Annotated in this window: 10 protein-coding genes and 1 rRNA gene; 1 reads left to right on the top strand and 10 read right to left on the bottom strand. The window is 33.1% G+C overall.

Features of this window, described 5'->3' with window-relative positions; all coding sequences use genetic code 11:
- Window positions 1–82: 82 nt before the first annotated feature.
- The 9 genes from hemJ to hemA form a co-directional block, all read right to left on the bottom strand.
- The gene (gene hemJ, locus H510_RS0112520) at window positions 83–622 is read right to left on the bottom strand and encodes a protoporphyrinogen oxidase HemJ (protein WP_026904641.1); all 540 of its coding nucleotides are present in this window, start codon (window positions 620–622) and stop codon (window positions 83–85) included.
- A gap of 113 nt (window positions 623–735) precedes the next feature.
- Window positions 736–1773 (bottom strand): uroporphyrinogen decarboxylase, encoded by a 1038-nt coding sequence (hemE, locus tag H510_RS0112515; protein WP_026904640.1) that lies wholly within the window; start codon window positions 1771–1773, stop codon window positions 736–738.
- A complete protein-coding gene (locus H510_RS0112510; protein WP_026904639.1) occupies window positions 1770–2285 on the bottom strand; it encodes a hypothetical protein in 516 nt (171 codons plus the stop codon). The genes hemE and H510_RS0112510 overlap by 4 nt, the downstream gene beginning before the upstream one ends.
- A gap of 5 nt (window positions 2286–2290) precedes the next feature.
- A complete protein-coding gene (locus H510_RS0112505) occupies window positions 2291–2992 on the bottom strand; it encodes a response regulator transcription factor (protein WP_026904638.1) in 702 nt (233 codons plus the stop codon).
- 12 nt (window positions 2993–3004) lie between these two features.
- Complete coding sequence (locus H510_RS0112500) at window positions 3005–3868, bottom strand: sensor histidine kinase (protein ID WP_026904637.1); 864 nt, start codon at window positions 3866–3868, stop codon at window positions 3005–3007.
- Between the two features lies 1 nt (window position 3869).
- Window positions 3870–5246: a glutamate-1-semialdehyde 2,1-aminomutase gene (hemL, locus tag H510_RS0112495; RefSeq protein WP_026904636.1), complete on the bottom strand. Its 1377-nt coding sequence runs from the start codon at window positions 5244–5246 to the stop codon at window positions 3870–3872.
- Between the two features lie 30 nt (window positions 5247–5276).
- Window positions 5277–6248 carry a porphobilinogen synthase gene (hemB, locus tag H510_RS0112490; RefSeq protein ID WP_026904635.1) on the bottom strand — a complete coding sequence of 324 codons (972 nt, stop codon included), beginning with the start codon at window positions 6246–6248 and terminating at the stop codon, window positions 5277–5279.
- A 13-nt stretch (window positions 6249–6261) separates the two neighbouring features.
- Window positions 6262–7851 carry a hydroxymethylbilane synthase gene (hemC, locus tag H510_RS0112485; RefSeq protein ID WP_026904634.1) on the bottom strand — a complete coding sequence of 530 codons (1590 nt, stop codon included), beginning with the start codon at window positions 7849–7851 and terminating at the stop codon, window positions 6262–6264.
- Window positions 7852–7910: 59 nt separating this feature from the next.
- On the bottom strand, window positions 7911–9140 hold the full coding sequence (hemA, locus tag H510_RS0112480; protein WP_026904633.1) for a glutamyl-tRNA reductase: 1230 nt from the start codon (window positions 9138–9140) through the stop codon (window positions 7911–7913).
- A gap of 162 nt (window positions 9141–9302) precedes the next feature.
- On the opposite strand from hemA, the gene H510_RS0112475 reads away from it, so the two are divergent.
- Complete coding sequence (locus tag H510_RS0112475; RefSeq protein WP_211226573.1) at window positions 9303–10721, top strand: alanine/glycine:cation symporter family protein; 1419 nt, start codon at window positions 9303–9305, stop codon at window positions 10719–10721.
- 245 nt (window positions 10722–10966) lie between these two features.
- Here H510_RS0112475 and rrf read toward each other — a convergent pair.
- Window positions 10967–11078: ribosomal RNA gene (gene rrf / locus H510_RS0112470) — 5S ribosomal RNA — on the bottom strand.
- Window positions 11079–11255 lie beyond the last annotated feature (177 nt).

The following is an 11255-nucleotide window of genomic DNA, read 5'->3' as shown; positions in this document are numbered from 1 at the left end:
AGAAGAAAGTATAAACAAGATTTTAAAATACTCCAAATCGTTATAACAAAAAAGCCTCTTCAAATTAAAAGAGGCTCTTTTGTTATGCTTTATTTTTTAGGCGGTAATACTTGTAGACCTTAACCGCCGACATGATGATTGCGCTAAAAATTATCAGTCCAATTAACCCGTAAAGCCAATCTACTGCACTTTTTAAAACTACTGTAAAAACTATAGCTACTAAAAATATAGTTGCCAATTCATTCCACAACCTTAACTGTGTACTTGTCATTTTAAAAATTCCATTTCTTAGCTGCTTGATAATTCTACCGCATAGGAAATGATAGATAAGTAAACCTATAACAAAAGCTATTTTAACTTGCATCCAACCGGTTTGTAATAAACCGGGATTTAAATGTAACATGGTTAAACCAGCCAAAACACTTAATACCATAGCTGGCGTAGTAATAATATTCCAAAGTTTAGTTTCCATAACTTGGAATTGTTTTTGTAAAATATCACGCTCTACAACAGGCCTATCATTAGCTTCTGTATGATAAATAAACAACCTAACGATATAAAAAAGCCCTGCCATCCAACTAACAACAAATATGATATGTATTGATAAGACGTAGGAATACATGTTATAATTTAACTTTTTTATTAGATTAAAATCTTACTTGAATAAAATCTAAGTTAGTAAAACCACAGTCCAGAAGTCTCTCTCCTTTGGAGAGGGATTTAGGGTGAGGCTTTTTAATATCTAAACTCTTTTACTACTTCTATAGCATATTTTACATTATCAAAAGGAATATCAGGCATAATACCATGCCCTAAATTAAATATAAAGCCTTTTTCGCCACGCATACGTTCAAAAAGTTTATATATTTTCTGTTTGATAACCTTTTTATCTGCATAAAGAATAAATGGATCAAGATTTCCTTGAACTGCCATTCCTTGTGGTAAACGTTGCTTAATATCTCTTAAATCAGCATTCCAATCAATAGAAACAACATCTGGTTTAGCTTCTGCCATAAGCGGTGCAAAAACAGAACTTCCTTTACAAAAAGAAATTACAGGAATATCTTTCCTATTTAGTTTACTGATAATTTCATTGATATAACGATGAGAAAACTCGGTATAATCATCCCAACTCAAAGCTAAAGCCCAACTATCAAATATCTGAACAGCGTTAACACCAGCTGCTATTTGTAGGTTTAAATAGTCTGCAGTTACAGTTGCAATTTTACTTAGAAGCTTATGCGCCAATTCTGGATGATTATGAATCATCAGTTTTGTTAATTTGAAATCTTTAGAAGAACCACCTTCTACAAGATAACTCATCACGGTAAAAGGTGCGCCTGCAAAACCAATTAACGGAATTTGTTTATCGCCTAAGGCACTTAATCTTTGCTGAATAACTTTTATTGCATCAGCAACATACTGTAAACGGTGGGTAACATCAACTTCTAGGGCATCAATATCCTGAGCTGTTCTTACCGGATTGGCAAATCTAGGTCCAACACCTTGTTCAAAACTTAAATCGCCGCCCATTGCTTCTCCTGTAACCAAAATATCTGAAAACAAAATAGCGGCATCTATACCCAATAAATCAACCGGTAACATGGTTACATCAGCAGCAATTTCTGGTGTTTTACACATTTCCAGAAAAGAATATTTGTTTTTAATCTCCCAGTATTCTGGCATAAATCTGCCTGCCTGACGCATCATCCAAACTGGTGGGCGTTCTGTTTCCTGAGATAAAGCTGTTTTAATAAATAATGAATCCTTCATTTAATTTGATGTAACTCTTTTTCTAAATTTTTTAATATGCTTTGTTGTCTAGCTGGCAAAGGTATCTTTTTTGCTTCTGCTATCCATAACAAACCTTTTTCTTTTTGTTTATTTCTGAGATTGATATTGGCTAAGTGCATGATAGTTATACCTAAATCTTGAGCTTTAAGTCCAGAAAAGGCAGCTTTTTCTAAATGGTGCTCAGCAGTTTGATAATCCATCTGATGTACAGCTATACAACCTAATAAATACTCGTAATAAGGTTTTCTCTTTTTACTTAAATATTGCGGCTTTGCAATACTTAAAAGCAGGTTTTTAGCTGATTCATAGTCTTTATTTTTAAATTGTTTGGCGGCTAAAATAATAGGTCCTTCTTTAAAATAACCCCAAACAACCAACCCAATAAATAAAAAGCTTAATGCTGCAATTTCATAAACTTTTAAAGTTATGGCCAATATAGCCACTATTAAGAGTAAGAAACCAACTAACCACCTAGCCTTATTACTAAACATGTTGCTTAAGCATCAGTGAATTTATAACCTACACCTCTGATAGAGTGGAAATAAATTGGATTTTTTTGATCTGGCTCAAAATATTTTCTGAACGTAAGGATAAAATTATCTATAGTTCTTGTTGATGGATAAACATCGTAATTCCAAACAGTTTCTAAGATTTGCTCGCGAGAGACTGCCTCATTCTTACGCTCTATCAATAATTTTAAAAGCATGGTTTCCTTTTTGGTTAAAGGTGTTATAGTACCATTCTCATGCTTTAACTCAAAGGAATTGAAATAAATAGTTTTATCGCCTATTTTGTACGAATTGATTTCCTTTAAATCATCACCCTTCATACTTCTTTTAATGAGATTATTTACCCTCAAAATAAGCTCTTCCAAATTGAAAGGTTTAGTTAGATAATCATCAGCACCTTTTTTAAGTCCGGTAACCCTATCTTCTGAAGTATTTTTAGCTGTCAAGAACATGATAGGCACCTCGCTATTTTCTAATCTGATAGTTTCAGCAACCTGAAAACCATCTATCTCTGGCACCATAACATCTAAAATGATGAGGTTAAATTTTTCTTCTTTAAAAACTTTTAAAGCTTTTTTTCCGTCAGTTACAGCTCTTACAAAAAAGCCTTCCATTTCTAGGTTTAGTTTGATGGCTTCAAGAAGGTGTTCTTCATCTTCCATCAATAATATTCTTTGTTTATTTACCATAATTGTAATTTTTTATCCAAAAGAAACTTCAAAAATAGTTCCGCTTGGTGTGTTGTTTTTTACTTTAATAAGTGCTTGATGATTTTCTAACACTTGTTTCACAATAAATAAACCCAAACCTGTGCCTTTAGTTTTGCGTGTATTCTCGCTACCTACTCTGTAAAACTTATCAAATATCTTTGGCTTTTCTACATCTGGTATACCCATACCTAAATCGGCAACTTTAAAACATACTTTACCATTACTTTTACGCTCTAAACTTACGTGGATAGGCACACATTCTGGCGAATATTTTACTGCGTTTTCTATTAAATTGGTTACTACAGAAGCCATAGCAAACTTATCACCAGTGATAAAAATATTTGGTTCTATTTGTGTAATTAATGCTTCTTTATTGCAAACATGTATTTGTAACCTAGCTACAATTTTTTCTATTAATTCTGATAGGTTAAGCTGCTCCTTAGGAAAACTATAAGATTTATTCTCAATTTTTGAAGCAAGCAGCATATTTTCAACCAAATCATCTAACCTTTCTATATCAAGTAGCGACTTTCCAATGAAATTTTGTTGAGTTTCTTTATCTAAATCTCTCTTTTGTATAGTTTGGAGATATAATTTTATAGAAGCAAGAGGAGATTTCAGCTCATGAGTTACAGAAAGCAAGAAATTCTTTTGCTGGGCATTCATTTTCTTTTCTCTGTTAATAGCTTTATGCAATTTATAAGCTCCAAAACTCATCAAAGAAACAAAAACAATACCTTCGCCAATTACCATACCTCTTCTTATAGGCTCCAACTCAATGAGTAAAGTTGCCCACCAAAATAATTGTGCAATTACGTAGAAAACTAAAACGTAAAATATGGTTAGCGGTTTCATGTTATCTGCTTCTGAATACGATGTCTAAAGTTTCAAAAATTTGTCTTTTTGCCTTCTCTAAATCTAACTTACTATGTGCTGCCGATATAAAGCCTACCTCGTAACCTGAGGGTCCGAAATAAACTCCTCTATTAAGTAATTCTTTGTGCATCACCTTAAACTTCTCCATACTAGCCGGGTCTATTTCTTCTGCCGTTTGGATTTTATCTTTATCGGTGAAGGCAAACCAAAAAATAGAACCTATAGTAAATACTTTAAATTTGTAGTTTTTTGCAGTAGCGTAACGTTGTATAGACTCTGTAAACTCTTGAGTTTTATTGTTTAACTCTTTATAAAAACCAGATTTACTCAGTTCGGTTAATTGAGCAATACCAGCAGCCATAGCAACCGGGTTACCAGATAATGTACCTGCTTGATAAACCCCTCCTTCCGGAGATATATTAGACATAATTGACGATGAAGACGCATAAGCACCTACAGGTAAGCCACCTCCAATAATTTTACCGTAAGTAATAATGTCTGGTTGTATATCATAATATCCTGCAGCACCTTCAAAACCTACTCTAAAACCAGAAATTACTTCATCAAATATTAATAATGCGCAATTTTCATTACAAATATCTCTTACAAATTGTAGAAAATCTTTGTCTTGTAAAAGTAAACCATTATTAGCTGGCACTGGCTCTATAATAACTGCAGCAATTTGCTCTTTAAAATCTTCAAAAGCCTTTTTTAAAGCTTCTTTATCATTAAGCGAAACTACAATAGTTTCGTTAGCAAAAGATTTTGGTATACCAGCAGATGATGTTTCTCCAAAAGTAACCAAACCAGAACCTGCTTTCACTAGAAGAGAATCTGAATGGCCGTGATAACAACCTTCAAATTTTATAATTTTATCTCTTTTGGTAGTACCTCTTGCTAAACGAATAGCAGACATTACGGCTTCTGTGCCAGAACTCGTAAATCTTATCTTTTCTATATATCTATTATTTGATATAATAAGCTCTGCCAATTCATTTTCTAAAGCTGTTGGAGCCCCGAAAGACATTCCGTTAGCCATTACCTCAACAACTTTTTCTCTTACTTTAGCAGGGTTATGACCTAAAATTAATGGTCCCCATGAGCAACAAAAGTCAATAAACTGATTTCCATCTGCATCCCATAGATAACAACCATCACCTTTTTCTATGAAAAGAGGTGTTCCATAAACAGATTTAAAAGCTCTTACCGGCGAGTTTACACCACCTGGGAAAAAAGTTTTTGCTTTTTCATATAATTGAGCAGACTTTTCTCTTGATATGTCTGGTTTTGCACCAGAAGTTAAGGATGTAGTTTCTTCCTCACCGCTACTAAAAATCTTTTTTATCGAATCGAACATCTTCTATTACAGTTATGAGTAAATCTTTAATTAAATCCAGTTATTAGCTAAAACTTCTTTGGCATGATAAGTTAAAATAATATCTGCTCCAGCTCTTTTAATACCCATTAAGGTTTCTACAGTGGCTCGCTTTTCATCTAACCATCCGTTTTGTGCCGCTGCTTTTATCATGGCGTACTCACCACTTACGTTATATGCCGCAATAGGTAAATCAAAATTATCTTTCATTAATTTAATAACATCTAGATAAGCTAAAGCTGGTTTCACCATTAAAAAATCGGCTCCTTCTTGGCTATCTAACATCCCTTCAATTAAGGCTTCTCTTTGATTAGCCGGATTCATCTGATAAGTTTTTTTATCACCAAAACGCGGAGCAGAATCTAAAGCATCTCTAAAAGGTCCGTAAAATGCGCTTGCATATTTTGCTGTATAAGACATAATAGAAACATTGGTAAAACCTGCTGCATCTAGTGCTTCTCTGATGTATCCTACTCTGCCATCCATCATATCAGAAGGTGCAACAATATCTGCACCAACTTCTGCTTGTGCTACAGCCATTTTAGCTAATATTTCAAGTGTTTCATCATTTACAATTTCACCATTTCTAACTAAACCATCATGCCCATCAGAACTGTATGGATCCATAGCTACATCTGTAACAATACAAGCTTCTGGAAAATTAGATTTAACCTCCTTAATCGCTTTTAGATATAATCCGTTTTTATTCAAGCTTTCTGTAGCTTTTGTGTCTTTTAGAGATTCTTCTAGATTTGGAAATAAATCGAAAGATTTAAGACCAAGTTTAAGACAAGACTCAACTTCTTTTAAAAGTAAATCAATAGAATACCTATAAATGCCTGGCATAGAAGAAACCTCTGTTTTTTGATTTTTACCATCAATAATAAAAAGCGGAAAAATAAAATCAGAAGCTCTAAGAAAATTCTCTTGAACCATATTTCTAATCACCTCAGATTTTCTGTTTCTTCTTGGTCTGCTAAGCATCATCATAATAAATCTATTTTATATCTATCCCAAAAACTGCCTCAGCCAAACCAATTTCATCTGGCGATGAAGGCAATATATAAGGAACATTCATTTCATCGAACTTTTTACCGGTGGATACCCCTATTGCAACAATTTTCTGCCCTGGCTCTAGTAAGTTGTCTACAAAATAGGCTTCAACGTTAGACGGACTGGTGAATACCAATACGTCTGCGAAACTTTGGTCAACATCATCAACCAATATGGTTTCATATATGGTTAAATTTGTTATTTGTGTTTCTTGTGATAAAGCTTTTTGTATGGTTCTTAAAGAATCTTTTGCTGATGGAAATAAAACATGTGTTCCATTAGCTACAGATGCAAATTCATCAGCAACTTCTGTAATATCACCATTATCTCCAACAAAAGACGGTACTTTTCCTAGTTGCCTTAAAGCATCTTCTGAACCTCTACCTGCAACTCCAAATTTCACATCCTTTGGTAACACAGGATTTAATTTAAAAAAGTACTCGATTCCATTTTTACTACTGAAGAAAATCCAATCTATATTTCTAAAAATGTAAGAATCAAGTTTATGTATGGTTGGTACAGTTTTAATTAATGATCGGGCTTCAATCTCTATACCATGCTTTGTTAAAGCTTTATAAAAATAGCTATGCTCTGATAATTCTCTCGATATGAATACTTTTCTAGCTAGTTTTCTTTTTTCTAAATCAAATTTAGCTACAATTTTCTCTGCTAAATTTTCAGTTGTTGATGACTCTATATATAATCTGTCTGGAAACTCTTCACCTGAATTTGCTTTGGTTGTCCAAACTTTAAATAAATTATCTTCTTTCTCGCAATAACAACCTAACGGCATGTGGCAGCCGCCATTAAAAAGATTAAGAACTTTTCTTTCTACAGCAATGCAGGCTGCTACGTCAGCGTCATTAATTTGCTGTAAAATTGTATTAAGCTCATCATCCTGATTTCTCGTTTGAACAGCTAAAACACCTTGTGCAGGAGCCGGTACAAGCTCAGAAGTAGGTTCAATCTCTTCTATGTAAAATTCGGATAAATCAAGCTCCAATCTACTAATACCAGCTTTAGCTAAAATAATGGCATCATAATTTTCATCTCTTAATTTTTGAATTCTTGTATTGATATTACCTCTTAAATCATCAATCTCCAAATCAGGTCTAACCGCTAGTAATTGAGATTGTCTTCTGTTAGATGATGTACCTACGATGCCATTATGCTTAACTGATAGCTTTTTAGATAAGTCTACACAATCTTTTAAGATTAAAATAATCTCAGACGGATCCTCTCTTTCAGAAACGGCAGCAATTCTTAATCCAGGAGGATTCTCTGTTGGTAAATCTTTATGAGAGTGAACAGCTATATCAATAGTTCCTGCTAGAAGATGCTCTTCTAATTCTTTTGTAAAAAAACCTTTTCCTTCTAATTTATCTAATCTGAGATTTAATATATGATCTCCTTGAGTTTTGATAATTTTAATTTCAGTTTCAACACCAATGTGATTAAGTTTTGCAGCCACATGGTTAGCTTGCCAGAGTGCAAGGTCACTCCCTCTTGTTCCTATGATAATTGTTCTATTCAATTGACTTAAAATGTAGGTAAAAATAAAACTTTTGAAGCTATTTTATGAAAAGTTGGATATTATGCGTTATTAACTAAAATATCTTTAGCCATAACCATAGGAACACTTATATATTTTTTCTCCATATAAGCCATAACCTTTTCTAAAACCTCTCTGGAAGTAGGATCTAAAGAATTTACTTCATCTGCAAATACAGAATTTAACGCTCTAGATTTGATTTCCTTTATCTTTTCAGGAACCTCTTTCATGGCGAGTTCAATTCTACGTTGCTTCAAAATAGGTCTGAATTCTTTAATATTCTTCTCTATAATCGCTTCGCCATTGATTAATTCTTGATAACGCTCTTTAAGATTTTTTTCTGCTATATCCTGTAAAGTTTTAACATCAATATATTCAAGCTTAAAATTTGCTATTACCTCCTGATGAGTATCATTAGGTATAGCTAAATCTACAATAATTTTCTTTGATGTATCTCCATTTAACAACTTTAAATATAAATCCTTAGTGATAATGGGTTCTGTTGCTCCTGTACAAGTGATAATTACATCAAAACCTGACGAATAATGTGTTAAATCTTCTAGTGTGTATGCAACACCACCCAGTTGTGAGGCCAACGCTTGTGCTTTACTTAAAGTCCTGTTAAAAACAGAAAAATTTTGATATTTATGCTTTTTAAGATATTTAGCTAAATTCTGATTTGTTTCTCCCGCCCCTATAATTAAAATCCTACTATTTGGGATTATTTTTAAATCTCTGAGCTTTCTATATGCTAATGAGACAACAGAAATGGGGTTTTTAGAAATATTGGTGTATGTATAAACTTCTTTCGCAGTTTTTACAACCCTATTCATAATAAGCCTCATAAAATCTCCTGTAAAACCTTTCTCTTTACAAGACTCATAAGCTTTTCTTACTTGTGCTAATATCTCCTTTTCACCAACAACCAAACTTTCAAGCGAACTTGAAACACGCATTAAATGATTAAGAGCATCTTCCTGTTCATAAATGCAACATCCGTCAACAATGAGATTTAAATCACTATCTGCTACCCTACCTCTATGAAATACATCTAAAAAGCGTTTTACAAAATCTTTACTAATATCATGCTCTGCAGTAAAAACAAATTCTACTCTATTACAGGTACCTAGGTAAAATATTTCTGAAATATTAAACTTTTCCCGAACCAGATGAAGTGTCGAATCTATAGCATCATTACATAATACTAAACATCCCAACTTATCAAGCTCAATCTGCTTATGAGTAAACGCTATAATTTTTAGATACTTCAATGATATATTTTTGAACTCTACAAATGTAAAATAGCTATCTTACTCCTATGTCAATCATTTGTCAATTGCAATTATTTAGAAAGGATTTAAATAACCATTATTTTTTTTATTATAAGACTCGAAAATCAAATACATTTAACATTTTTATAAAAATAATTTTCTATGATAGAAAGCATCATCACCACTATAAATAGCTTAATCTGGAGTAATGCCCTTATTATTTTATGCCTTGCTGCTGGAATTTATTTCTCTGTAATTACAGGATTTTTACAAATAACACATGTTAAAGAAATGCTTAAGCTACTCTTTAAAACAGAATCTTCTAAAAAAGGTGTAAGCTCATTTCAAGCATTTTCTATTGCTATAGCTGGTAGGGTTGGCACAGGAAACATTGCCGGTGTTGCTACTGCCATTGCTATGGGTGGTCCTGGTGCAATTTTTTGGATGTGGGTAATTGCTTTTCTAGGAAGTGCTTCTGCTTTTATTGAAGCTACATTAGGACAAATTTATAAAGAGGTAAAAGATGATCAGTATCGCGGTGGTCCTGCTTTTTATATAGAAAAGGGTCTTCATATAAAATGGTATGCCATGTTATTTGCAATAGCAACTATCCTAAGTACTGCCGTTTTTTTACCCGGAGTACAAAGCAATAGTATTGCAACAAGTAGTTTTAATGCTTTTGGTATACCTCTAGAATATACAGGTATATTTATTTCTATTCTTTTAGCACTTATAATTTTTGGAGGAGTTAAAAGAATTGGTAAAGTTGCTGAAATAACCGTTCCCTTTATGGCCGGTGCCTACATATTAATGGCTGTTGTTATTATTTTAATGAATATAAGTGAAGTCCCCTCCGTTCTTTACCTTATTATAAAGTCTGCATTTGCTGTTGAACCGGCATTTTCCGGTCTCTTCGGAATGGCGATTTCATGGGGAGTTAAAAGAGGTATTTACTCCAATGAAGCAGGACAAGGGACAGCTCCACATGCCGCCGCCGCTGCTGAAATATCACATCCAGTAAAGCAAGGACTTGTTCAGGCATTCTCTGTTTACGTAGATACACTTTTTGTTTGCACAGCTACAGCATTAATGATACTATTTACAGGAAAATACAATGTAATAAATCCGCAAGGTGGTTTTATAGTAGAAAATTTACCAGGTATAGCAACGGGGCCAGCATTTACACAATTAGCAATAAGTCATCATTTCCCACTTTTGGGTAACCCTTTTGTTGCAATCTCTTTATTCTTTTTTGCTTTTACCACGCTAATGGCATATTACTTCATTGCAGAAGCAAACTTAAGCTATTTGGATATCAAAAATCGAAAATGGTTAATATGGTTGCTCAGAATATTTTTCATTATCAGTGTATATTATGGGACAATAAAAACAGCAGAAATCGCATGGATCATTGGCGATATAGGTGTTGGAGTTATGGCTTGGTTAAATATCATAGCAATATTTTTACTAAGAAAACCTGCTTTAATCGCTTTGAAAGATTATAAAATGCAAAAGAAAAAAGGATTAAATCCTACATTTAACGCCAAAGAATTAGGTATTAAAAATACTAGTGAGTGGTAAACGAATGGCTAATACGTTTAAATTAACTCTGATTATGTAAAAAATGAGTTATTCAAAAATATTTTTAAAAAGCCGACTATTTTCAGTTTAGAGGCTTATTAACTTTATTTATTACTATTTTATTATTCCGTTTAATAAATATTATTGTAAACATACATTTATCTAGAGATTAGGAATTCCCTAATAACAAAAAAGCCCTTTAAGTTATACTAGCTTAAAGGGTATTATTTGATTGAATAAAAAAAAGTCGGCATCGACCTACTCTCCCACATTTTACTGCAGTACCATTGGCTCTGATGGGCTTAACTTCTCTGTTCGGAATGGGAAGAGGTGGACACCATCGATATAGACACCTGAATATCTTTTGAGCTCTAAGCTCAAGGCTTAAAGCTTATATTCATTTTGTTTCACTTATGCTTTAGGCTTACCGCCTTAAGCTTTTAGCTTAACAATGACATATTATTGAAAGAAGATATTGTTCGAGAAAACAACAGTTTGATTTGCATCTATCTGTCTCTGGAAAGTATCGGATAA

Source organism: Pedobacter glucosidilyticus DSM 23534 (assembly GCF_000425145.1).
GTDB classification, from domain to species: domain Bacteria; phylum Bacteroidota; class Bacteroidia; order Sphingobacteriales; family Sphingobacteriaceae; genus Pseudopedobacter; species Pseudopedobacter glucosidilyticus.
The sequence above is the reverse complement of the archived record's forward strand: the minus strand, read 5'-3'. Positions and strand labels throughout refer to the sequence as shown.

Bases quoted from the DNA above. Each gene is read 5' to 3' on its own strand.
- hemJ (WP_026904641.1), bottom strand. From the start codon at position 622: ATGTATTCCTACGTCTTATCAATACATATCATATTTGTTGTTAGTTGG.
- hemE (WP_026904640.1), bottom strand. From the start codon at position 1,773: ATGAAGGATTCATTATTTATTAAAACAGCTTTATCTCAGGAAACAGAA.
- H510_RS0112510 (WP_026904639.1), bottom strand. From the start codon at position 2,285: ATGTTTAGTAATAAGGCTAGGTGGTTAGTTGGTTTCTTACTCTTAATA.
- H510_RS0112505 (WP_026904638.1), bottom strand. From the start codon at position 2,992: ATGGTAAATAAACAAAGAATATTATTGATGGAAGATGAAGAACACCTT.
- H510_RS0112500 (WP_026904637.1), bottom strand. From the start codon at position 3,868: ATGAAACCGCTAACCATATTTTACGTTTTAGTTTTCTACGTAATTGCA.
- hemL (WP_026904636.1), bottom strand. From the start codon at position 5,246: ATGTTCGATTCGATAAAAAAGATTTTTAGTAGCGGTGAGGAAGAAACT.
- hemB (WP_026904635.1), bottom strand. From the start codon at position 6,248: ATGCTTAGCAGACCAAGAAGAAACAGAAAATCTGAGGTGATTAGAAAT.
- H510_RS0112475 (WP_211226573.1), top strand. From the start codon at position 9,303: ATGATAGAAAGCATCATCACCACTATAAATAGCTTAATCTGGAGTAAT.